Genomic DNA, 24780 nt, shown 5'->3' with positions numbered 1-24780 from the left:
TTCAAAACGCAGTCCGAATGTTCATAAGTAGCTGTCCGATATATTAAAGATATACCGGATAGCTATTTTTTTGTTTGTTTTTCTTAATGAAAGATAAAAAGTAATAAGAACTTCACTTTTTGAAAATACGGAGGAGGAAAGGATGGAAACAATAAGAATTCGAAAGTTAGCAGTTATTCTGATTGTGGCTCTCTTCTCTCAATATAATTTTGTATCTGCTGATCAAACGCAAGAACGTATTTCAAAAAATATACAGGATGCTCCAGAGATTGAGATACAAGTAAATCAGAAAATTATTGTTCTCTATAGGCAAAAAGGTGATTTTGATTATGCATTGGATTGTTATCGAAAAAGGAACGCGTCCTTTCAAATCATGGAAACAGATGAAAATAGAAAAAAAGTAACCATCGGGCTGGAATCAAGGGAAAATGCGGATAAGATGATCCGTTATCTGACTGCGCGTGGTACGATTAAATCAGCTGAATTTTATCAGGATAGTGCGATAAACCGTTTTTCTCTCTCGGATGATGATCTGCCTTGCGCAGGAGAAGGAACCAAGGATTCTCCATATCGGATTGCCAATGAAGCACAGCTAAAGATACTCAGAGAAAATAATGCCGCTTATTTTCAATTGGAAGATGATATTGTTTTATCGGAAGAATGGAGCCCCATAGAATATTTTTATGGATATTTCGATGGACAGCATCATACTCTGTCGAACCTCAAATATTCATCAAACAGTACGTCAAATCTGGGCTTTTTTTCGAATCTTGGAGTGAATGCCAGAGTGGAAAATCTCACATTGGAGTATCAATCGGATGAAATATTAGATACAAGTGGAAAAGAGAATGCAGGACTGCTTGCAGGTGTTTCCGAGGGGTGGATTCGCAATTGTAAAATGTATGGGACGATCGGAGGAGACGCAGAGACAAATGTTGGTGGTATAATCGGTAAGCTTTTGAACAAAGGAAAGGTTCATACCAGCTTCTCAGCCGTAAATATCCAGTCGGCTGGTCAGGCCGGCAGCATTGTGGGAATCGTTTCGGATGGAAGCTTTGTTCAAGATTGTTATAGTAGCGGACAGGGCGAAGGTATAAACTCGTCGGAATCAAATTTCGGTCTTATAGAGGGCGGAACGGTGGAGCGTGTCTTTTCTGCAGATACCGCTCCTGTGATCGAGGTTCCGGTACCGTCAGAGGAACCGCAGCCGTCGTTCATTGAGAAAAAACCTTTGTCACATAAAGAGAGGCTGAGCGGCGGTGTTCCCAATTCATCATCAGGAACTGAGAAAAGCTTGCAGCAAACGACAAAAGAGCCGGAGCCGTTAGATACGATAAAATCTGAGGAAGAAACAACGAAAGAGGAAGCATCGATTGCCTCTGAAAATATGACCGAAGAAGAGACGGAAAATCCTGCTCAGACGCAGACACCTGATCTTGAAACATTGGAACCGGAGAATACTGCGGAACCTATATTGCCGGATTATACAGCGGAGCCTGTCATAACACCGCAGCCGGCAGAGACTTTGGAACCCAATGAACCCCTTCAGGAAACGATACCGCCGGAAGAGGCTGTTGATAAAAGAGCAGAATTGCCGGAGCTTTACCGGGATTTCAATTTTCTGAAAATATGGACAGTTAATCCGGAGAGCAAACTGCCGGAATTACGCATGTCGGAAGCCTATGTATCCAATGGCTTGATTGGAAGCGGCACAGAGTCCGATCCATTTAGAGTATCTTCTAAGGAAGATCTGGATAAGGTTAGGCTGAACTTAGATGCCCACTATTATCAGACGGCGGACATCACGTTTACTGAAGCTGATTTTGCTGCGGGCGGTGCATTTTACAATGACGGAAAAGGATTTGAGCCTATCGGTAATATGAACGAATTTTTTACAGGGGAATATTATGGCGAAGATCATTCAATTTATAGTCTTCACATTAACCGGAATGATGACTATGAAGCAGGTCTTTTTGGGATTACATCAGGACAAGTTTGGTATTTGCATATAAGAAACGGAGACATAAAAGGTAGTTGGGCAGGAGGTGTTGTCGGGTGTGCAGCATATGGCAGCCATTTGGAGATGCTGAGTTTTTCCGGAACGGTTGAGGGAGAAATTGCGGGCGGAATCTGTGGAGGAATTGACGACAGTGGATTTTACGATAGCTGTATGAATTATGGTACAATTATCGGAAGTGATATAGGAGGAATAAGTTCCTATTCCAGATATGGTTCTGTATCAAATAGCTTCAATACGGGGAAGCTAATTGGAACTTATGCGGTAGGAGGTATTTTAGGTTCTATCGTTGAAAGTGCACCTGTAGAAGCCTGCTATAGCATTGGTATTCTTACCTGTGATACCGATCGGATAGGTGGAATTGTAGGTTATTTCGATAGCACAAATATTGAGAATGATTCCAGCCAGAATAACTATTATCTAGCCAGCCCATATTATCAAGGAACAAAGGATGGGGACAAACAGGGAGCGTTTACTCCGCTGTCAAACGCCCAAATGCAGAGTCAGGAAAGCTATGTAGGATTTGATTTTAATGATTGGTGGTCTATAAGTGAAAACAATGTCTATAAATTCCCATATTTTATGCATTCTTCTGTTCCAGCTGCTGCTGGAATCTTTTTGGAAGGAAAAGGAACTGCTGCGGAGCCATTCCTGATCTATACCAAAAATGATCTAAGCAATATAAGATACAATATGACTTCTCACTACAAACTGATGAACAGCATCTTTTTTAGTGAAACCGATGCGGACGGAAACAGTTTTGAGCCAATAGGAGGAGTATTTACCACACCTGGAGGAATTTATATTGACGACTGCTTTAAAGGTCATTTTGATGGGCAAGGATATACCATAAGCGGTTTTCAAATCAATCAGTCGGAGATGTCCAATGTTGGACTGTTTGGTTCGGTTTCTCAAGCAACGCTAAAGAATATTCATATTTACAACGCCGATATCAAAGGAGATAGCTATGTAGGTGGAATTGCTGGTTTTGTCAATCAAAGCACATTGGAAGCCTGTAGTTTTAATGGCAATATTCAAGGCAGAGTGAATATCGGAGGAATTGCCGGAGCATGCGATCAAAACACATTAGTGAAACGATGTTTAAACTATGGAATTCTCGACGGATACCAATTTATTGGTGGAATCACAGGATACCTGCGGACATCAAAAGTGGAAGATTGTTTTAACTGTGGAACATTGACAGGAAATAATTATGTGGGTGGAATAACATCATTGATGGAGGAATCCACATCGTGGATCAAACGTACCTACAATGTAGGAATTTTGATGAGCAATAATCTGGAAATCGGTGGAATATGCGCTGTTTACGGTGCAAATATCAACCAAGATATCGATCAGAGCTCCAACAATTTCTATTTGGAAACCCCTTGGTATAAAGGTACAAGTGAAGGTGACATCAATGCTTCTTACCAATCAAGAACAGAAAGCCAGCTAAGAAATCAAAATTATTATACAGGATTTGATTTTGAAGATGTTTGGGATCTCAGCGCCTCTCATCAATACAATTATGCTGTTTTGTATAATGTGACGTTTAATCCATCGGCAGCAGAGGATGTAGGATATGGTACAAGCTTTGAATCCGCGCCGCTTGTAAATGTTACAAGAAGAGTCAGCGTTGCTGTTGACAATCCGGGAGAAGGGCATTATTATAAGCTTAAGAATGAGGAGGATAAAGAATTTGAATTTGTTCTTCGTCTTTCCGGGCAAGAAATGAACGCGGTTGTCTACCGGGAAAACGGCGGGGAACGTGATCGCGTAACCGGCACGGAAAGCATGGAAAAGAAAAAGCTTGTGGTTAGCTTAAAGCCGGGAGAAACTTATTATGTAGTGGTGCGTCACAACAGCAGTACACAGACAGGCAGTTACATATTGGAACTGCAAAAGACAAGATGCCTGGTTGCAGAGGCGAGTATGGAAGATAACCAGATCACCGTCAGCGGGCATATAAACGATCACATGCTTAGAATGCGATATTTGAAAAAGATTTTTATCAGAGTTTTTAGCCCGTCAAACAGACTTCTGGCTATGGATCAGATCGTTTGCGGAACAGAGGGTGAGTACAGTAAGAGCTTCCCCCTTTCGGAGCTGGAGAATGGGTTATATCAGGTTTTAGTAAGCACGGAAGAAAACGGAGAAACCTGCCGCGCATCGGTAAGCTATGGAAGCGGAGAGTCAGCATTCGGTTATTCTGCAATTCACCCTGATCCGATTGGCGATGTCAATCCCCTGTCCGTCGCTCATAAATATAGCTGCAGCTTTCTGGAAGCAGACAGCGCCATGGCTTATCAGGCGGAAATCACAAACAATTCCAAGGAAGCGCAGACAGCCATGTTTTTGATGGCTCTGTATGATGAGGACAACATGCTGTATGACTATATCTCTGTCAGTTCCATGCTTCAGCCGTCGGAGGTAAGCACGGTGAAGCTTCAGATGAAAACCCCTGCAAATATAACCGGATACCAAATGAAAATATTTTATCTGGAAGGATGCGACCTGTACGAGGGCAGTATGGTGCCGCTTATGACGCCGCTGGTCGCAACGCCGGATGGTATCCAAAGCCAGCCGCCGGGACTTCAGCTCGATACGGATTTGGCAACCGGTCCGGTAACACAGCCGGCTTCTGCAAGTGTCCGCAGCATGTCAAGCGGTTTGGCAGCCCAGTCATCCAACGATATGGATTACAGTTATGCGCTGAAAATGGATGGAAAATACTGCGAGCAGTATATTGCGCCGGACAGAGATATGATGGTTGCGGGGAATATGATAAACAATGCCCAGACAGCTTCCAACGCGGAGGTAATCAACGATTACTTCAAAGAGGGACAATGGGTAAAAAGCAGCAGTTATAAGAAAACCATACCTGTTTCAGGGCAGGCCGGCTGGTATACAAATGTGGACACCAATACGATTGATTCCGCTATCTTCTACAACCGGGACAGCGAGGGGCAGGATGTGATACCACAGATGAATCTCAACTCTCAGACCGCCGATTCGTACGGGAATACCATGGCACAGGCGGCGCTGGTTGATATCTCCAACGATATATCCGGGCGCGTCAACTATGACAACGATGAGGATTATGTCAAATTTACTGTTCCGGAAAGCGGGCTGTATATCATCTCCAATGAAATGGAGAATGATGCCTCTTTGATGTACGCATATCTGTATAACAGCGCAGGGGAACTGATAGAAGGAAGAACGAACGGAATGAAGCCGGGGGACGGCATCGTCCAGCAGCTGGAAGCAGGACAAACCTATTATTTGAATTTGACCGCGCCCTGGCAGGGGAACTATATCTTCTCCATCGTAAAATCCGGGGAAACAATCTCCCAGGCGGAACTGAGCGGATTGCAAGTGGGGTACAACGACATTCCCTTCCGTTTGTCCAAAAACGCACGGACAAAGAAAACCGAATATACCATGATTGTGTATATGAAATGGGAAAATGATGCCCAAGCGCCCGCAATCGGGTATGAAAAACAGAGAATGAACTTCACGCTGCCCGCTGGGACGGACGGGGCGGATCAAGTGTTTGAGGATATTCCTCTGTACAGCAACAGCGCGCAGAATAACAATCAGAAATTGCTTACCACAGCGCGGTTGTTTGAAGCCTCGGATCTGGAGGAGAATGGGGAAAATGCAAAGGCACTTGCCTCCAACGCGTTCCACGCGCTTCAGGTTTCCGATATGGGGGGGAAGGCGCAGCCGGTGGAAGTGGAGTTCAAACATGGAAAAACAGATGAAAATGGAAAAGAACATTATCTCATCTTTGACGACCATCCGGAACATGTACGTCCCTGCGATTTGATGGATGATACAAGCGTGGAAGGCCTGCTGCAGGGAACAATGCTTGCCAAATTTGACAATTTGACGCCGGGGATTTATAAGGTATTTTCTACCCGGAGCGTCAATGACGACTATCTGGATTTTGATTTTGAGCACGTTCAGGGAAATACCTATTTTGACGCGGTATTTTATGATGCGACGGTTAATAACAATGTAACAATCAATCAGATGTGGGTAAACAATAAAGCTCAAAATATAGGTATGGTTTATAATTATACTTTTTCTGAACTCAGCAGTACAAAACCGCGATGGATAACCGATGTGTTGTGGAATCAACATAACATTATTGATGTGCTGTTCTGTCAGAACGGGGAATGGGGGGGCGTTGATTTGATGATGGAATTTGAGGTGACAGCCGGAACAGTCAGCTTCGCCACGGCGGCCTATCATCAAAAGCCGTCTGATCAAACCTTTAATTCGTGGAAAGAGAATGGCAATTTGCGCGCTCCATATGAAACGCTGGAAACCATCAAAGGGAAAGCGGCAACACAGGAAACCATCTCAGCGGATTTTCAATATGTCATTGACGATACCTTTCCGTTGGATCAGGAAACCCGCCTGACCTTTGGGATTACCAATCAATTTTTTACAAACCGGAAACTGGACTATTTTTCAACCCACAATTCATCCCTGTCGCCCGGGAATCGCTGGAATATGGTGGATTCCTCCATCGTCCGGCACACATATCAGGGGGACGGCATCGTCGGAAGAAACGCGAAGGCAGGGCATCCCAACGGAGAGCCGGTGTCTAGCCCTAGGGAGGATGATACATGGATCTTTGCCCCGTCTCACTGCGTCGATATTCGAGGAAAAGAGATTCCGGAAGCCGCCAGAACAGGATATTATGCCGGCAAGACAGCCTTTGAACCAAACGAGGAATTCGACAAGGCATGGATAAACAGCTTGGTGACGGATAGTCAGGGGAATTATAATGATGCGGAGTTATTGAATAACAATTACCCGGAATTTGAAGCCCGTCAGAGTATATTTACGACTCTTTCCAGAACCCAGGAATATATATTTGATGAGACGCTGCAGCAGCTGCAGATCAAAAGATGGGAAGATAATCCATGCTTGAACCCCGGCTTTGGTATCATTAATGAGTATAACATTTCAATTTATAACAGCAGTGAAGATAATATAACAAGGTATTTCAGCTATCTGTTTGAGGGAAACTTGTTTAATATAAGGTGGCAAGTGAACGATGGCCCAATTGAAAATCTTCCTATAGAACAAATACAGGGTGCTGCATCTGATTTTGTCCAACCGGATCCTACAGGACAGTACTATATCTCTGTCGCTGCAGAACAGGTGTTTGAAATCCCTCTGCCGCCAAATGAGACAACCAGAATTAAAATATGGGTTGAAATCTTAAACAGTTCAAATCCTACCGCTCACAATGCCTTTTCTATTAATGTGCCGGACGAAATGCTTGAAGATAAAGGCGGCCATGTTTTATATAAAAGACCAAATGATAACCCAAGTGATGGTTTGCCAAGTAAACCAATCCACGTATCTGGCGAAGCGATAGTATATCCCCAAAATGACTAGTTGAAAGGAGAAACTCCGATGAAAAAAACAACGATGACTTTCATAGCAATTTTGATTATGATTTTGTCAGCTGTTCCAGCGTTTGGTGCATCTGTGTTTCAAGGGTCAATAGAAGAAATGGAAAACAATGTACCGGTGCCGTTGGGCTATGACAAAAACAGTATACCTGACACGGTCGAAATAAACGGAGTGAGGTATATGTGGAAAAGCTTACAAAGCAGTTGCCATCCGGTGAAATATGATCCGGCGGTCTATGACTTTTTTATGGGGTTTGACTATAATTACGATTGCATATTCACTGGAGAATATTATATTATAAGGGATGCCAGTGCAGAGCAATCAGCTTGGATTAACAGATTGCATGTTGGCTATTTAAAGATTTACAACACTGATTTTGAATTGATTCATACGGCAAAATTTGATGGGTATGTCAAAAAAATTGGTTACTCCAATGGAATCGTATATTGCGACGTATATTGGAGCGGGGTATGGCAAAGCACGGATATGCAAAACTGGACAAAATCGGAGACAGACCTTGTGTTTGCAGATCAGGTGGGCAATATTGTTTATCATTGTTTGAAGAAACCGGATAATAGCGGAAGAACAGAAATGAAATTGTCTGTCAATGAAAGTGATTTTTACAGTGTAGAATACGAAAGCGGCGAGAAAGAATTGAATGAGACGAGATTCATAGATTATACATTTGATAGCTACTATGATAGAGCAGAATTTACAAATGATTATGTTTATTCGGTGAATGTTGTTCATCCAATCAACAGAAACCTATGGGTAAGACCAAGTCGTGTCTATGAATATGAAGAAGAACTTGTCATAGATTGGTATGGAAGAGGTGGAATTCAAGAAGAAAGCTATCGCCTGCGGACGCCAAAACAACCAATTTATGATGAACTGGAACGGTTAAAAGATGCTCCGTATGTCTGTTTAAATGACACAATCCTCGGCTTTGAAACACCACCTATAACAGAAAGCGATCGGACGCTGGTGCCCATGCGCTTTCTGTTTGAGAAGCTGGGGGCGGAGGTCAGCTGGGATCAGGAAACGGAAACCGCGACAGCGCAGAAAGCCAACACGGTACTCAGCTTTTCCATCGATCAAAACAATGCGGTGGTGAATGGTCAGCCCGCTGCAATGGATGTCCCTGCACGGCTGGTGAATGATAAAACCATGGTTCCCCTGCGCTTCTTATCCGAAAACCTTGGTTATACCGTGGAGTGGGACGAAGCCACACGAATGGCAACGATAAAAGAATAACGAAAAAGGCAGGAGAGTTTCCTGCCTTTTCCATAGGATAATCGGGGAAAGAGTTGCATAATCCGTATCATTTATGATATCTTAAAGACAGAGAGAAAAGAGTAAGGAGGCCTATTTCATGAAGGACTTTTCAAAACAAATCGAAGCCATAAGCCAAAGGCTGGATCAGTTGGAATCACTGTCAGCAGAAATGTTGGACAGGGAGAACACAGCGGTATTCATTGTAGATATGATCGGCGGTTTTGCTAAAAAAGGCGCTTTATACAGCCCGCGGACAGAAAAATTGATTCCTAAAATCGCCTCTTTTGCCGGACGCTGTAAAGAAAAAGGAATCGAAGTAATCACTTTTGCGGATTCCCATCCCTCTGATTCCCCGGAGTTTGAAGGCTATCCGCCCCACTGTTTGGAGGGAAGCGAGGAGAGCGCAGTGGTAAAAGAGCTTTCTGGTTATCCTCTGTTTCATAAAAATTCAACCAACGCAATATTCGCTCCCGGGTTTCTGGACTGGCTGTCAGAAAAGGAAGGAAAACAGCAGTTTGTCGTGACAGGAGTATGCACCGATATCTGTATCTATCAGTTCGCAGTGGCTTTGAAATGCTGGTTCAATCAGAAGAACCGGAAAACGGATATCATTGTTCCGCTTTCCATGGTGGATACCTTTGAACTGGGTATTCACAGTGCGGAGTTGTTCAATCTGATTTTCTGGAACAGTATGCTCGACAACGGCGTCAATCTGGTAAAAGATATTCAATAAGGACCTGTCCCGTCATTCAACGGTGACATCTTGCTCACAGTTATATAGAAAGGCACTCCAATAATTCATAGGGCTCTGCAATCAGATAGTCCGCCCCGGCGGCCGACAGTTCTTTTTTGGATCGAAAGCCCCAAAGCACGCCGCAGGATTTTATCCCTGCATGTTTGGCAGTGAAAATGTCCACATTGGAATCCCCGACAAAAAGAACCTGTTCTTTTTTACAGCCGCAGCGCCGTATGATCTCTTCCGCACCTTCCGGGGAAGGCTTCTTCGGGAAATCCTCCCGTTGGCCGGCAATCGTAAAAAACAGATCGTTCCCGAAAAAGCGGGAGCAGATCTGTTTTGCAAACAAATCGGGCTTATTCGACAGGACGGCTAACCGGACATGCTGCTTTTTCAGTCTATCCAGTACCTCTGGTATCCCATGGTATGGTCGGGTATTTTGAAAACAGTTTTTGGGGTAAATCATGTCAAACATTTCTTTCAGTTGGCAAAGCTCTGTCTCATCCGCCTGTGGGAAAGCGCGTTTTAGCAGCATTTTTACTCCATCTCCCACCATCATACGGTAATCTTCGATGGGATATGGAGTAAGATTTTTTTCTTTTAAAAGCTGATTAACCGTTTCTCCTAAATCCGTCAGGGAATCAATCAGAGTGCCGTCCAAGTCAAAAATACAACAGTTTATCATGGCTATCTCCTGTTAAAATTCGTTAAAAAGACTGCAGCAAAACCAACTGCAGCCTCTTTTCATTATAAGGGATGGATTATGTATTAATAATTTTCGGCTTTTATTTCAAAGTAACTCTGGGGATGTGCACATACAGGACATACTTCGGGAGCTTCCATACCGATGTGGATATGGCCGCAGTTGGAACATTTCCAAATGACGATATCTCCTCTTTTGAAAACCTTATTCTCTTCAATATTTGTCAAAAGAGCCTTATATCTCTCTTCGTGTTCCTTCTCAATCTTGGCAACTTCTTCAAACAGATATGCAATGTGGTCAAATCCCTCTTCCTTAGCTTCTTTGGCAAAATTTGCATACATGTCAGTCCACTCATAGTTTTCACCTGCAGCGGCGTCTTTCAGATTGTCTGGTGTGGAACCAATCCCGTCATGAAGAAGCTTAAACCAGATTTTTGCGTGTTCCTTTTCGTTGTTTGCCGTCTCTTCAAATAAAGCCGCAATCTGCACGTAACCATCCTTTTTTGCCTTGGATGCGTAATAGGTATACTTGTTTCTTGCCTGTGATTCCCCCGCAAACGCTGCCAGCAAATTTGCTTCTGTTTTAGAGCCCTTTAAATTCATAACAAAACCTCCATTTTTTATAAATATTCGGAAATTGCCGCGGAAAACCCCATTCAATAAGGGCTTGTCCCGTCATTCAACGAGGACAAGGGCACTGCTGTGCAGTGCCGCAATCAGCGGGAGTGCAATCTCCCGCTGATTGCGGATATGGAACCCGCCGCCTTAAAAGGCGGGGGACATCTTGCACGCAGTTATAATTCGTATATTCTGCAGCAATTTCAAGTATCCGGATTAATTTTTATCACAGCATTTTTCACAGATTCCGTAAAAAATGATATTGTGCTCTTTTAATAAATGAGGTGTCTTTCTCTGTGCCTCATGGATCAGATCGGTTTGATATTCCGTTTCCACATCAAACATTTTTCCGCATTTTTCACATATCATATGATAGTGGTCATCGGTGCGGCCGTCATAGCGTTCCGATTTCATGCGGGAATCAATTTTTTTAATTGCACCCATTTCGGATAAAACATTCAAGTTTCGGTAAACCGTTCCCAAACTCAATTCAGGATGGTCGGCGCGCAGCCTGGAATAAATGACATCTGCGGATGGATGAATGGGATTCTCCACAATCATATCATAGATCAATTTTCTCTGTTTTGAGAATCGTCTCTGTTCAGACATCCGGTATCCTCCTCAAGATAATATTGATAATTATTATTGATAACAAAAGTATACCATATCCTTTCGGTTATTTCAATAGTATTTTTAAACTTTCTTGTAATACAGGAAACTGTGAGAAATCGGATTACATAAATCAAAAAAATAGTCGGATACTAAAGATAGCACGAAAGGATTGGTTTATAAACTTGCTTCTGTATTCCTAAAATACAATTGGCGGGTAAATATTCTTGCTTAGCGGGGCTGAAACGTTTTTAGGATAGCTTTTGCCTTGCAAAAGTGCTTTTATCTTGTTATAATAATGGAGGGATTTCTGTTGAAATTATATCGTAAGATTTTATATATTATGATTGCGCTTTTTGTTGCGGCGGCTGCCGACATACATATTGAGCTGAACTATCCCAAGCTGATCCGTGAATGGGTAGAAACGGATAAGATACAGCAGGGGGAAGCGCTCACCGTCCTCCATCTGACGGACTTGCACAGCAAATGGTTCGGCGGTGATAATGAAAGGCTTTTCGGTCTGGTTTCCAAAGCGGATCCGGACATCATTGTTTGCACTGGGGATGTGGTTGACAAAACAGCCGATGTAGATATTTTTGCGTATTCTTATACCTTTTTTGAGGGGCTTCTTCGGTTTGGAAAACCGGTTTTTTATGTCTCTGGAAACCACGAGCCATGGGACGATTGGGAGGCGCTTCAGCGGCAGGCTGTACAGCAGGGAGTCAGAGTTCTGGTCAACCAAAATGAGACGGTGCAGATAGGCACCTCTTCTGTCACAATCTGTGGGATTGAGGATTTTAATACTAAATATCACGATTTGAACGCCGCTCTGGCAGGAACAGACAACCAGACGTATACCATTCTGCTATCCCATACGCCGGCAGCCGCAGATCAACTGCCGGAAGGCAAAGTCGATTTGATGATCTCCGGTCATACGCATGGCGGCCAGGTGAGGCTGCCCGTCATAAAAGATCACATTATGAAAGAAAAAGATATTCTGCGCAAATACAGCAAAGGATTTTACCGCTTGGGTGCAACATTGCTGTATGTGGACAGCGGATTGGGGACGACGCGTGTTCCCCTGCGTTTTTTAAATCGAAGCCAGATGACAATATTTGAAATCAAAGGAATGTGAGATTATGATAATGAATGAAAACGCGATCCAGGTTCATGCAGTCATCAAGTGCAAATACAAAAATAAGAATACACCCCCCAAGGCCCTGCGGGAACATTTCCACGATTTTTATCAGCTGGTTTATATCGTCGCAGGCGGCGGCATCATCTCAATTGACGGAAAAGATACCGAAGCCAAAGAGGGTGAGGTCTTTTTTCTGAAACCGTATGTAAGCCATTCATTTTATTGCAAAACCGGAGCCATGACGACCTATGAACTGAAATTTGACATTCTTTCCCCTGATTTGGAGACCATCATGGAAAACTATCCGGTAAAAGTTGCGGATGAGACGAATGCCGTGAGAGATATCCTGTTGTCTGTTATCAGCGAAGGAAACAATAAAAGAAGCTATTACGAGCCGGTTATAACGCTCTACGTCACACAGATGATATATATTCTTGCCAGAAAAGGGGAGTGTTTGTCCAAGCGGCAGAAGCCGGGCAAAAAACCGGTTTTTGAGGACACAGGAAAGGAGCCGACAGCAATTGAAAAGGCGAAGCAGTACATAGAGGAAAATTATCTGGAGAAAATCACACTTCACGATCTTGCCGTCCGCTTTATGCTGAGCGAAGCCCATCTGTGCAGAAAGTTTACAAAAAAGTTTCATATGTCCCCGATTAAATATATCAATTTTCTGCGTTTGGAACGGGCGAAAGAGCTGCTTGCGGCAACCGAAATGACAATCACGGAGGTGTCGGAAGCGGCAGGGTTTAACGGAATCCATTATTTCAGTCGTTATTTTACCAAGATGGAAAAGTTGACTCCCTATGAATACAGAGCCGCCCTTCGTGACGGTTTTATCATACGTTTTGACACATGAGGCTCATTTTTCCTGTTCTCAGGAAAATGGAATCAAAAAATCGTCGGCCCGAATACGGTACCTTGTACATATTTCGGGCTGTTTGTCTGTCTTTGTGTATTTTATGACGGAAAAGGAAAAATCATTGGTAGTCTTGAATATTGCTTTTTTCCCCATCATTTGCTAAAATAAAAAAGATAGAAAGCGGTCGGAAAAGAAATCAAAGGGAATAGAAAGGTGTGCAAAATATGGACGATACCACGAAAAGACAGCTTCAGTGGAATGCTGAAAAAATTAGGCTTCATGCGCTGGAAGGGATTTATGGTGCGGCTTCCGGTCATCCCGGTGGCTCTCTTTCCATTGCGGATTTGCTTTCATACCTTTATTTTTATAAGATGAAAGTCGATCCAAAAAACCCGAAAGATCCAAACCGGGACAGGTTTGTTCTCTCCAAAGGCCACTGTGCTCCTGCGCTTTACGGCGCGTTGGCGCTGAAAGGGTATTTCCCGGAGGAAGCCTGTAAAACACTTCGGAAAATTGACAGTTTTCTGCAGGGACATCCCGATATGAAAGGTACGCCCGGTGTGGACATGTCCACAGGCTCTCTGGGGCAGGGGATTTCTGCCGCCTGCGGTATGGCGTTGAACGCCAAGCTGGACGGCCTTGCCTACCGTGTGTATGCGATTCTCGGTGACGGCGAGCTGGAGGAGGGGGAAGTCTGGGAGGCGGCGATGTTTGCCGCTCATTATAAATTGGATAACTTCACGGCTATGGTGGACTTCAATGGCCTGCAGATCGACGGGAAGATAACCGATGTTATGTCCCCCTGCCCCATCGATAAAAAATTTGAGGGCTTTGGATTTCATGTGATTCAGATAAACGGTCATGATTTTGTGCAGATCGATAAGGCATTTGCCGAAGCGGAGCAGACCAAGGGCAAACCTACGGTAATCATCTGCCATAATATCAAGGGCAAGGGCGTGTCCTTTATGGAAAACGAGGCTGGCTGGCATGGCAATGCTCCAAGCAGAGAACAGTATGAACAGGCGGTCAGTGAGATACAGGCGCGGATAAAATGTTTGGAGGTGGCAGAGTAATGGAAAAGAAGATCGCGACAAGAGAGGCCTATGGACAAGCTCTGAAAAAATTTGGCGGGGATAAAAATATTGTTGTTTTGGATGCCGACTTGTCAAAGTCGACCAAGACGGATATGTTTAAGAAGGAATATCCGGATCGGTTTATTAACTGCGGCATCGCTGAGGGCAATATGATGGCGGTTGCGGCAGGCCTTGCCGCCTGTGGAAAGACAGTGTTTGCAAGTTCCTTTGCCATGTTTGCCGCCCTTCGTGCCTTTGAGCAGATCCGTAACTCCATCTGCTATCCCAAACTGAACGTGAAGGTCGTTGCGTCCCATGCGGGAGTTACTGTGGGGGAGGACGGCGCGACGCATCAGTGCCTTGAGGATCTGGGGGTGATGCGCACGCTTCCGAATATGGTGGTCATTAATCCGGCGGACGCGGTGGAGACGGAGAAAGCTGTTCAGGCGGCAATTTCCTGGCAGGGGCCTGTGTATATTCGCGTGGGAAGAGCTGCTGTGCCTGTGCTGTTCGATGATTCCTATGATTTTCAAATTGGCAAAGGGATCACCGTCCGGGAGGGAAGGGATGTCACTGTGATCGCCACAGGCATCATGGTGAATGAAGCCCTGATCGCTGCACAAAGATTAGAAGGGGAAGGCGTCAGTGTACGGGTTGTCAATATCTCCACCATTAAGCCGATCGACAAAGAGATCATTGTGAAAGCCGCCCGGGAAACAGGTGCGGTTGTCACGGCGGAAGAACATAATATAAACGGTGGGCTTGGAAGTGCGGTCAGTGAGGTGCTGGTAGAAAACATACCCGTCCCCATGGAGCGGATCGGCACGCTGGATGTGTTCGGCTGTTCCGGGAAACCGCAGGAGTTGATGGAGAAATATCATCTCACAGCAGACGACATAATCTGTAAAATCAAAACCGTATTGTCAAGAAAAATAAGATGATTTTATCTGTTCGGTACTTTAATTTGTTAAAATGATAAAATATTGCAAATTTAACCAAGAAAAGTATTGATTTTCCTTGAAATTTGTAGTATAATAAACAAGTTGTTAGTGTATGGTTGTAGTAAAATTGAATAGGAGTGCACGAACAGATGGATCATAAGATTAAAGTCCTCATTGTCGATGACAATAAAAAGTACACCGATCTCTTATATAGAGATTTGGAGGAGGACGGCTCTTTTGAAGTCGTTGGAGTCGCAGAAGATGGAAGAAATGTTCCGGAACTGGTGGAAAAGCTCAAACCGGATCTCCTGCTTCTGGACATTATCATGCCTTTTGCTGATGGGCTATGGGTTTTAGACCGATTGCGCAGCTATAATTTGCTGAACCATATGAACGTGATTATCGTTTCTGCAGTTACTTTAGAGAAGATTATAAGCAAAGTGATTGAAATGGGGGCGGATTATTTCCTTGCAAAGCCATGTTCCAATGAGTATATCATGGATGTCGCCAAAGGAATCGTGTCAGCACCCCAAACGGGCGGGACGCCGGCACCTTCTATACCTGTACATACGGAAAAGAATTCGGAGGAACTGATCGAGCAGAAGATCACCAATGTTATCCATAAGATTGGGATTCCCGCTCATATTAAGGGATATCAGTATTTGAGACATGCCATCCGGGAAGTGTTTCTGAATATTGATATTATTAACTCCGTCACAAAAGAACTCTATCCGATGGTTGCCAAGCAGTTTAACACAACGGCGACCAGAGTGGAAAGGGCAATCCGCCATGCGATCGAGGTCGCTTGGGACAGAGGAGATACGGAAACTCTGAACAGCATTTTTGGATACACGGTGAAAAGCAACCGTGGGAAACCGACAAATTCTGAATTTATTGCAATGATCGCGGATAAACTGCGGATGCAGAATCTTTCGAAATTACACTAAGTTTGTTCTTTGAAAGATATTTTTTCAGATATATGCGAAAAAAATAACTTTCGACACTGCCAATGCAAAGTCGAAAGTTATTTTTTCGCATATTCAGGTTTTACCTGTGAGGGCTCTGCTCGCTGCGAACAAGTTCATCTGTAAGATGGCGCGGGGATGGGATTGTCATCTTATTTTTCTCCCGAATACAGCGGTTAAGCAGGGACATAGGCGGCGAGCTCACAACTCGGAGAATTGTATTTTTCTGTAATAAAAACTTTTTTATTGACTTATAAGGGGAAAAATATTAAAATATTCTTAGATTTGGAGGGATTTTTATGGAGGGTTTTATTCTGGATGCAGTTTTGGCAGCCTTCACTTTTGTCATTATATTTTTGTCAGTCAATTTAGTTTTGATGGTTAACAATCGTGCGGATGTATCTGTAGGAAGACTTGCTGTCTCAGTGTTATTTATGACAGTTGTAAATCTAATTCCTATGTTTGTGCCTGTGAAAAATACTTTACTGACTTCTTTTGGCATTACAATGGCCGCTATGTTTATAGGCTATCGATTCATTATAAAGAGTAATACCATTCAAACTTTTCTTTATACTTTTTCACATTTAGTTGTGTCAATGATTTGTGAATTTATTGCCATGATAGGCATGAATTTATTAAAGATTAACGCATCAGTGGGGCAATTAGCTGAGACTGCTTCTTTTGGGATTGTAATATTACGATTTGCTACAGTTTTATTTCTATTTATGCTGAATATGATAGTTTATGCTTTTAAAAAGAAAAACAAAGAATATAAAATAGAATTTTATGATATAAAAAGTTATACTGTTATTATACAAATAATTTTGACAATGATGCTAGTTGTTCCGAATATTCTATATTTTGATTATAGTCATAATACAGTTTCGGCCTTTATGATTATTTTTAACTTTTTTTCTGCGTTCGTGATTATTTTTTATAGTCTCTATAATATCAGAAAGCAAAATCAATTGGCAATACGGGAAAAAGAGGTTGAAGTCTTAAAAATGACTGGTCAATCTATGGAAATTTCTTTGCAGAAACTCAGGGAATTCAAGCATGATTTCCCCAATTTTATTCAGTCGATCAACGGCTGTGTCTATCTGGAAGACTGGAATGGGTTAAAAGAGCAGATAAAGATTGCCCAGGCAGAGTATTCCATCTGTAAAACCACACCGATTGTGGACTCCCATTTCAAAAACGCTCCTGCTTTTTATGGTGTTTTTCTTTCCAAGATCGTGATTGCGGAGGCGAAGAACATCGAGATGAATCTTTCCGTGCTGGGGACGGTCAACACCAATGCCTTGGCTCTGCCCAAGATAGACAGGATATTCGGCATCTTGATGGACAATGCGCTGGAAGCTGCGGCGGAATCCCGGGACAGAAAGATAGATGTCAAATTTTCTGTTGAAGAAAATGTGCAGAAGATCAGTATAAGCAATACCTATGAGGGGGAAATTGATCGTGAGAAGATCGTGCAGCGGGGCTTTTCCAGCAAAGAAGGGCATAGTGGGATCGGCCTGTATGAGGTAAATCATATTGTGAATACCAATAATCGATTGTCTTTGGAGACAAGGAGGGTTGGGAAAACCTTTGTGCAAATTCTGTCCATTGAATTGGCCCATGTGAAGAGGATGGAACCATTGAAAGTGTAGTCTCTGCCTGGAAAGACAGAAAGTCTTCTCTAATCGAGAGGATCGTTTGCGGGCGATGCCCGTGGCAGAGAAAGCGTGTAATAAGTAGGGGAAGCAGCACTGTGATGGGAAAAAGTGACTGTGCCTACATACAGAGCAGATGCTGCAATCCGCAAGAGCATCACTCCGAATAAAGCAATTCTGTGGCAATCGTAGGGGAGAGTTTCTCGGTTAATGAGTAGAAGCCTCGGGACACATATTTGCGTTCCGAGGCTTTTTTGTCATCTTAAAACCGTATATAGGCTTCTTCTTTTGAGGGCAAGCAAAAAGCCGGATTTGCATCCGGCTTTATGTAAATCAGATTATTTCTTTAAGGAAGCGGGTACTTCGGGCTGATAAACCGCAAAAGGAGGGCAAGCGCCGACTGTTGTGATTTGTGCGATAAAAAGGCTTAATCCTGCGATAACACTTAAGCTCAGCATTAACATTCTTTTCATTCAGTTCACCTCCTTAGACAAAAGTATAGTTGTTGTTAGTAAGTTGCGTGTATATCTCATTAAAGCATGATGCTTTTAATAAAGATCGATGATATCCTCCACAATCATATCGGAATCCACGATTGTGACGTGGTTTTTGTAAAGAGCGTCCAAAATGGAGGAAGCACGTTCCTTTTTCAGGGAGACGCAGGGGAGCAACATTTCTTCCGTTCCTTGTTCGCACTGCTTCTCCAGCTGGACGCCGTAGCTTATCTGCGAGCGGAAGTATAAGTCCTGCCGGAGGCAGGTGACAAGGTAATAGCGCATTTGAAAGGCTTCCTTTTTTTGATCCTCCAGCTGTAATTCGTACATCAACTCTTTGGTAATCATTCCAAAAAACTCCTTTCAGTTTCAATAAGGGATTTTCCCGCTATTGTCAGTATGTTCGGCGGGAACTTGTGCCTCGTCCGAAAATATTAAGTGAATTCCCCACCGCTAAAAAGCGGAGACATTTTGGCGAGGTCATAACAAGATTTCATTGAACACTTTTGCGTAGCAAAATTATCTTAATGGCGTTTCAACCGAGCGAAGCGCAAGATTATGCTCGCCGCTTGCTCTTTAAATAAGATACCCGCCACTTTAGAAATGGAGAACCTACAGCGAGGTTATAAAGTGGAAAGCTTACGCTTGCAGCCTAACAACTGGTACATAAGGGGAGTCGTCATAACACATCCAAAGGACGCGGCCAAAAGCAGACTGTTGGCGTAAAGCGGTATAGTATCGCCCAAGAAGAATGATACAATAAAAATAGCGGTCAGCGAGAGGCAGGATAAGACCTTTTTTTGCTTGACCTTCTTTTCATCCGTCATGGGATTTTCCATCGTGTCTCCTGGTGCGTATTTCAGCAAAAGGATCATATCAATGCAGAAAAGCAACATCATCAATTGGAAAGAGTATGATTTCAAAAGAAAAACAGGCACGAGCACACTGATGTATAACATAATAAAGTAGGAAATGAAGCAGATAGCTCTTGTTCTGGCATGAGCGCCGCTGGCAAAGCCACGTATACAAGCATAACCTATTACAGCCGACAGCATGTTGAAAAATAACCCGAAGGGCAAAGCCGACAGGAATGCAGCACCGAAGAGAAAAATTTCATAAAGGAGAATCTCCAGACCGTATGTAATTTCTTCCGCTTTCTCCTTGCTGAGGTTTTGATTATTTTGCTTCATAGCTTCTGAAATACTTAAGGCCATTTTATGAAACATTTTGAAACTCCTAACTTCAATTTGATTTTATAACAAGATTTCAATGAGAACTTTTACACACAATGTGCAGAAAATATTTTTTTGGCCTGGCTTTCCCCTTGACTCTGCTATGTGTACAGGAGGGTCCGAAGACCCTCCCCTACAAAAGAGAAAGGTTGGGGTATCATAGGAAAGCCTTCTTCCGGAGAAGAAGGGGACGGCTATGCCGCCTCCGGCATGCCGGTAAAATCGGCATGCGGTTGGCACCCCCACAAAGGGGATACAAAGTGTTAAGCTATTGGTGCGCTGAGAAATCTTTGTGATTTTGTCTTGTCTCGTGAATTCATTATAACAGGCTTGTCCAATACAAAGCAACCCAAAAAAACAGAACAATTTCGACACTAAAATCAAGAGAAAAAAAGAAAAAATGCCGTGAGAATAGAAAATTCAGAAAGATTTGTGGATGCTATATGGTTTTTAACCTTATTTCCTTTGGATTTTAAATTTAGCATAGGAAAAACTCTGATATTCTTGTAAATGGACTCTGTAACAAATCAAGGCTTAATAAAATTCATGTCGAAAAAATCGACAAACGTCTGTTGAAAAAGCGTTTCCAGCAAGAAAATTTGGCAAATTTACTTTATTTCAATGTCCTTTTGTGATATACTATTTAGAGAATTTCTTTGGGGTCAAGCAAAAGACTGTAGAGAATAAAATATGGAAAAACAAATTTTAAACGGTTGGGACGCCCATGACAGAGGGCTTTGATAAATTTGAAAAGAAAAGCTCGGTTTTGCCCTTCCAGCTTTGCCTGTCCTTGTACAGCGGACAGATGACATGGATGGAATTCAATCCGCGGTTTTCTGCCCTTTGTAGGGGCCGGATATTATCTGCCCGTCAGGGGCTTTGTTCACAAAAAGATAACAATCAATTTAAGATAAAAAGGAGTCTTTGTATGCAGTCAGATATCAAAATTGCACAGAGCGCAAAAATGCTGTCAATTTCCCAGATAGCTGAAAAAATGGGAATCGGAGACGACAAACTGGAGCACTATGGAAAATACAAGGCCAAGCTGTCCCTGGATATCCTGGAGGAGAGAAAAGAAAAGAAAGACGGCAAACTGATACTGGTGACCGCCATCAATCCAACTCCGGCAGGGGAGGGAAAGACAACCATAACGGTAGGGCTGGGGGAATCGTTTGCGAAAATTGGCAAAAATGCAGTGATTGCCCTTCGGGAACCCTCTCTTGGACCAACCTTTGGCGTAAAAGGCGGAGCGGCGGGCGGCGGCTATGCGCAGGTGGTTCCTATGGAGGACATCAATCTGCATTTCACAGGTGATATGCATGCCATCACGGCGGCGAATAACCTGCTCTGCGCAATGGTGGACAATCATATACATCAGGGAAATACGCTGGGCATCGATCCGAAAAGGATAACCATAAAACGTGTGCTGGATATCAATGACCGCGCTCTGCGCAGTGTTGTCATTGGGCTTGGCGCAAAGGCGGACGGCGTCGTGAGGCAGGATAGCTTCATGATAACCGTAGCCTGCGAGGTCATGGCCATACTCTGCCTGTGCAGTGATCTGGAAGATCTGAAAAAAAGGCTGGGCGACATCATAGTTGGTTACAGTTACAGCGGTGAAATGGTCACGGCGCGGGATTTGAAAGCGGAAGGTGCCATGGCGGTGCTTTTGAAGGATGCCGTGAAGCCGAATCTGGTACAGACTCTGGAAAATACGCCCTGCATTATGCACGGCGGTCCCTTTGCGAATATCGCTCATGGCTGTAACAGTCTGATTGCGACAAAAACAGCCCTGAAGCTGGCGGACTATACCATTACGGAGGCTGGCTTCGGCGCGGATCTGGGTGCGGAAAAATTTCTGGACATTAAATGCCGGTTTGGCGGCTTAAAGCCGTCTTTGGTGGTGATTGTCGCCACGATTAAGGCGTTGAAATATAACGGCGGTGTGAAGAAAACCGAGCTGGCGGCGGAAAATCTGGATGCTTTGAAAAAGGGAATCCCCAATCTTGGAAAGCATATTGAAAATATCCGCAAATATGGATTGGAGCCGGTGGTTGCCATCAACCAATTCGCTACGGATACCGATAAGGAGATCGCCTTTGTGGAGGAATACTGCGCTTCCCTGCATACGAAGTGCGAGCTGTCTCAGATGTTCGCCAAAGGCGGCGAGGGCGGAGTGAAGTTGGCTCGGACCATCGTGGATATTCTGGATAAGGATACCTCCGATTTTCACGTGCTGTATGGGGATGAGCTTCCCATCCGCGAAAAAATAGAAACCGTTGTCAGAGAGATATATGGCGGTAAGGATGTTTATTATGAGCCGCAGGCGCTCAAAAAGCTAGAGGAGTTCACGCGGGATGGCTTCGGCAGTATGCCGGTGTGCATGGCAAAAAACCAGTATTCCCTTTCGGATAATCCAGCCCTGCTGGCAAGGCCGGAGGGCTTCACTCTGACCGTGCGGGATCTGTATGTGAACCGGGGCGCGGGCTTTATCACCGTTCTGACCGGAAAAATTCTCACCATGCCCGGTCTCCCGAAAATTCCTGCCGCGGAGAAGGTTGATATTCTGCCGGATGGAAGCATTGACGGGTTGTTTTAGATGAAACGGGAAATAGTAACACATAGCGAAAGGGAAACCTATGCGTTTGCAAAATCATTTGCGGAAGGACTGAAAGCGGGAGACATCATTTCGCTGGACGGCGATCTGGGCGCGGGCAAAACCATTTTCACCAAGGGCCTCTGTGACGGCTTGGGCGTGAAGGATGTGGTAAACAGCCCCACTTACACACTGGTCAATGAGTATACCGGCCGGGGCGGAAAAGTGTTTCATTTCGATGTGTACCGCATCGGGGATGAAGAGGAGCTCTATGACATTGGATTCACAGAATACCTGGACAGCGGCGCCATATCCATTATAGAGTGGGGTACCTATGCTCGTGGCATTTTGGAAGAGTACCCTAATGTGCTCTACATTCAAATCAAAAAGGCGGAAGAGGATGAGGAAAGAAAAATTATCATCCTCTAAGGAGAAAACATGAAAATTCTTGCAGTCGATACCTCCGGCATGACAGCATCCGTTGCCATTGCCGAGGATGAAAAAACAATTGCGCAGTTTTCCATGAATCATAAGCGTACCCATTCGGAAAAATTGCTCCCTATGATCGACCACATGCTGAAAACAGCGCTGTGGGACATGGCGGAGATCGACCTGTTTGTTGTCGCCAAAGGGCCGGGCTCCTTCACCGGGCTGCGGATAGGGATTGCCACGGTCAAAGCGCTGGCGCATGCGGGTAATAAACCGGTTGTCGTCGTCTCAACACTGGACTCTCTGGCGGAGAATTGTTTCGTGCAGGATCAGACACTGGTATGTCCCATATTGGATGCACGCCGGTCGCAGGTGTACTGTGCGGTTTACGGGAACGGAGAAAAGATTCGGAACGACTGTGCCATTCCGCTTGCGGAACTGCTGGCATTTTTAAACGGCAGAAAAACCCTGTTTCTGGGTGACGGCGTAGACGTTCACCGGGAAACGATTCAAAAGGAACTCGGAGAAAACGCTCTTTTTCAGCCGGAACAGTTTCGGTATCAAAACGCTGCATCCTTAGCAAGAGTAGGGATAAAGGCGTTTCGGGACGGGGCGTCTCTCCCCTATTATCAGGTGGAGCCCAGCTACCTTAGAGTCTCTCAGGCAGAACGGGAGCGGGCGGAAAAAATGAGAGGAGAAACAGTACAATGAAGATAGCAATCGGCGCCGATCACGGCGGTGTACACATGAAGGAAGCAATTAAAAATCACTTACTGGCACAGGGTGTTGAGGTCGAGGATTTCGGTACCTATGGCACCGAGAGCGTGGACTATCCGGATATCGCACAGGTGGTTGCCCGCAATGTTGTCGATAAAAAAAGTGACTTCGGCATTTTGATCTGCGGCACAGGGATTGGGATCTCCATCGCCGCCAATAAAATAAAAGGTGTCCGCGCCGCCCTGTGCACCAATGAATACTGCGGAAGGATCTGCCGCCATCACAACGATGCCAACATTCTTTGCCTGGGCGAGCGTGTGATGGGGGTAGAGGTTGCAAAATCAGTGACGGATGCATTTCTCTCCGCAGATTTTGATGGGGGAAGACATCAACAGAGAGTTGACAAAATTCACGGTCTGGAGTAAAATAATTATAATAAGTATGTTAAAAGTACGAAAAAAGGAAAAAGTCTGAAGAATATTCAGACTTTTTCGATGTCTGTCTTGAAGGATTGGGTTCAACTCCCCAATCCTTAAATGGGACAAGCCGTTTTCCCGCAAATGTGCATGCGGGAAGGGGAAAAACAAAAAAAGAACGCCGCGGCACAACGGCGGAATGGAGTTTGATATGAGTACGTTGCATGTAATGGATCATCCCCTGATCATTCACAAGCTGTCTTTGATCCGGGATACAAAAACAGGAAGTAAAGAGTTCCGCGAGTTGGTTAAAGAAATCGCAATGCTGATGTGTTATGAAGCGACCAGAGAGCTTCCCATGAAAGAAGTCGAAATAGAAACCCCAATCTGTACCACCAAGACCAAGGTGATTGCAGGAAAACGCTTGGCGCTGATTCCGATTCTGCGTGCTGGCTTGGGAATGGTTGATGGAATGCTGTCCCTGATTCCCTCTGCACGGGTTGGACATATCGGCCTGTACCGCGACCCGGAAACCTTTAAACCGGTGGAGTATTATTGTAAACTGCCAAAGGACATTGAAAAACGCGAGGTTATTGTTCTGGATCCCATGCTTGCAACCGGCGGTTCCGCCAGTGCGGCTATCTCTTTCTTAAAGGAACGAGGCGCTGTGAATATCAAGCTGATGTGCCTGATCGGTGCACCGGAGGGGATCGAAGTACTCCAGAAGGAGCATCCCGATGTGGATATCTATATTGGCGCGGTGGACGAAAAGCTGAACGACCACAAATACATTGTTCCCGGTCTGGGGGATGCGGGTGACCGTATTTTTGGTACGAAATAAAGTGTAGTTACAATGCTTGGGAAAGAGGCTG

At 44.3% G+C, this 24780-nt stretch carries 20 protein-coding genes; 14 read left to right on the top strand and 6 right to left on the bottom strand.

Annotated features, from left to right (window positions below):
- Positions 1-142 precede the first annotated feature (142 nt).
- The 3 genes from KQI32_RS01315 (at position 143) to KQI32_RS01305 (ending at position 9461) form a co-directional block, all read left to right on the top strand.
- Positions 143-7435 carry a hypothetical protein gene (locus KQI32_RS01315; protein WP_216423630.1) on the top strand — a complete coding sequence of 2431 codons (7293 nt, stop codon included), beginning with the start codon at positions 143-145 and terminating at the stop codon, positions 7433-7435.
- Between the two features lie 18 nt (positions 7436-7453).
- On the top strand, positions 7454-8707 hold the full coding sequence (locus KQI32_RS01310) for a copper amine oxidase N-terminal domain-containing protein (protein WP_177691715.1): 1254 nt from the start codon (positions 7454-7456) through the stop codon (positions 8705-8707).
- Between the two features lie 118 nt (positions 8708-8825).
- Positions 8826-9461, top strand: a complete 636-nt coding sequence (locus KQI32_RS01305) for a cysteine hydrolase family protein (RefSeq protein ID WP_216423629.1) — start codon at positions 8826-8828, stop codon at positions 9459-9461.
- Between the two features lie 40 nt (positions 9462-9501).
- On the opposite strand, the gene KQI32_RS01300 is transcribed toward KQI32_RS01305, so the two are convergent.
- From KQI32_RS01300 to KQI32_RS01290, 3 genes are all read right to left on the bottom strand, one after another.
- A complete protein-coding gene (locus KQI32_RS01300; RefSeq protein WP_216423628.1) occupies positions 9502-10149 on the bottom strand; it encodes an HAD family hydrolase in 648 nt (215 codons plus the stop codon).
- Between the two features lie 83 nt (positions 10150-10232).
- Complete coding sequence (gene rbr / locus KQI32_RS01295; RefSeq protein ID WP_177691712.1) at positions 10233-10769, bottom strand: rubrerythrin; 537 nt, start codon at positions 10767-10769, stop codon at positions 10233-10235.
- 231 nt (positions 10770-11000) lie between these two features.
- Positions 11001-11393 (bottom strand): transcriptional repressor, encoded by a 393-nt coding sequence (locus tag KQI32_RS01290; protein ID WP_177691711.1) that lies wholly within the window; start codon positions 11391-11393, stop codon positions 11001-11003.
- Between the two features lie 313 nt (positions 11394-11706).
- Between KQI32_RS01290 and KQI32_RS01285 the strand changes: the two genes are divergently transcribed.
- From KQI32_RS01285 to KQI32_RS01260, 6 genes are all read left to right on the top strand, one after another.
- Positions 11707-12528: a metallophosphoesterase gene (locus KQI32_RS01285; RefSeq protein WP_177691710.1), complete on the top strand. Its 822-nt coding sequence runs from the start codon at positions 11707-11709 to the stop codon at positions 12526-12528.
- A gap of 4 nt (positions 12529-12532) precedes the next feature.
- A complete protein-coding gene (locus KQI32_RS01280) occupies positions 12533-13387 on the top strand; it encodes an AraC family transcriptional regulator (RefSeq protein WP_216423627.1) in 855 nt (284 codons plus the stop codon).
- 227 nt (positions 13388-13614) lie between these two features.
- Positions 13615-14463, top strand: coding sequence for a transketolase (locus KQI32_RS01275; RefSeq protein ID WP_177691708.1), 849 nt, complete (start codon positions 13615-13617; stop codon positions 14461-14463).
- A complete protein-coding gene (locus KQI32_RS01270) occupies positions 14463-15404 on the top strand; it encodes a transketolase family protein (RefSeq protein WP_177691707.1) in 942 nt (313 codons plus the stop codon). The genes KQI32_RS01275 and KQI32_RS01270 overlap by 1 nt, the downstream gene beginning before the upstream one ends.
- A gap of 149 nt (positions 15405-15553) precedes the next feature.
- On the top strand, positions 15554-16351 hold the full coding sequence (gene spo0A / locus KQI32_RS01265) for a sporulation transcription factor Spo0A (RefSeq protein ID WP_177691706.1): 798 nt from the start codon (positions 15554-15556) through the stop codon (positions 16349-16351).
- 986 nt (positions 16352-17337) lie between these two features.
- Positions 17338-18021 carry a sensor histidine kinase gene (locus tag KQI32_RS01260; RefSeq protein ID WP_216423626.1) on the top strand — a complete coding sequence of 228 codons (684 nt, stop codon included), beginning with the start codon at positions 17338-17340 and terminating at the stop codon, positions 18019-18021.
- Positions 18022-18362: 341 nt separating this feature from the next.
- On the opposite strand, the gene KQI32_RS01255 is transcribed toward KQI32_RS01260, so the two are convergent.
- The 3 genes from KQI32_RS01255 to KQI32_RS01245 all read right to left on the bottom strand — a co-directional run bounded on the left by KQI32_RS01255 (position 18363) and on the right by KQI32_RS01245 (position 19744).
- Positions 18363-18497, bottom strand: coding sequence for a cyclic lactone autoinducer peptide (locus KQI32_RS01255; protein WP_177691704.1), 135 nt, complete (start codon positions 18495-18497; stop codon positions 18363-18365).
- A gap of 75 nt (positions 18498-18572) precedes the next feature.
- The gene (locus KQI32_RS01250) at positions 18573-18866 is read right to left on the bottom strand and encodes a DUF6514 family protein (RefSeq protein ID WP_177691703.1); all 294 of its coding nucleotides are present in this window, start codon (positions 18864-18866) and stop codon (positions 18573-18575) included.
- 275 nt (positions 18867-19141) lie between these two features.
- On the bottom strand, positions 19142-19744 hold the full coding sequence (locus KQI32_RS01245; RefSeq protein ID WP_216423625.1) for an accessory gene regulator ArgB-like protein: 603 nt from the start codon (positions 19742-19744) through the stop codon (positions 19142-19144).
- Positions 19745-20678: 934 nt separating this feature from the next.
- Between KQI32_RS01245 and KQI32_RS01240 the strand changes: the two genes are divergently transcribed.
- The 5 genes from KQI32_RS01240 (at position 20679) to upp (ending at position 24749) form a co-directional block, all read left to right on the top strand.
- Positions 20679-22349 (top strand): formate--tetrahydrofolate ligase, encoded by a 1671-nt coding sequence (locus KQI32_RS01240; RefSeq protein WP_216423624.1) that lies wholly within the window; start codon positions 20679-20681, stop codon positions 22347-22349.
- Positions 22350-22775 carry a tRNA (adenosine(37)-N6)-threonylcarbamoyltransferase complex ATPase subunit type 1 TsaE gene (tsaE, locus tag KQI32_RS01235; protein ID WP_177691700.1) on the top strand — a complete coding sequence of 142 codons (426 nt, stop codon included), beginning with the start codon at positions 22350-22352 and terminating at the stop codon, positions 22773-22775.
- A 9-nt stretch (positions 22776-22784) separates the two neighbouring features.
- Entirely contained in the window at positions 22785-23486 is a 702-nt protein-coding gene (gene tsaB, locus KQI32_RS01230) for a tRNA (adenosine(37)-N6)-threonylcarbamoyltransferase complex dimerization subunit type 1 TsaB (RefSeq protein WP_216423623.1), read from the top strand.
- Entirely contained in the window at positions 23483-23917 is a 435-nt protein-coding gene (rpiB, locus tag KQI32_RS01225) for a ribose 5-phosphate isomerase B (RefSeq protein ID WP_177691698.1), read from the top strand. The genes tsaB and rpiB overlap by 4 nt, the downstream gene beginning before the upstream one ends.
- A 202-nt stretch (positions 23918-24119) precedes the next feature.
- Positions 24120-24749 carry a uracil phosphoribosyltransferase gene (upp, locus tag KQI32_RS01220; RefSeq protein ID WP_177691697.1) on the top strand — a complete coding sequence of 210 codons (630 nt, stop codon included), beginning with the start codon at positions 24120-24122 and terminating at the stop codon, positions 24747-24749.
- Positions 24750-24780: the final 31 nt, after the last annotated feature.

Source organism: Acetivibrio sp. MSJd-27 (assembly GCF_018918095.1).
In the GTDB taxonomy this organism is placed as follows: Bacteria; Bacillota; Clostridia; order UMGS1840; family HGM11507; genus HGM11507.
Note: the sequence above shows the minus strand (reverse complement) of the source record. Positions and strands in the feature narration are given on the sequence as shown.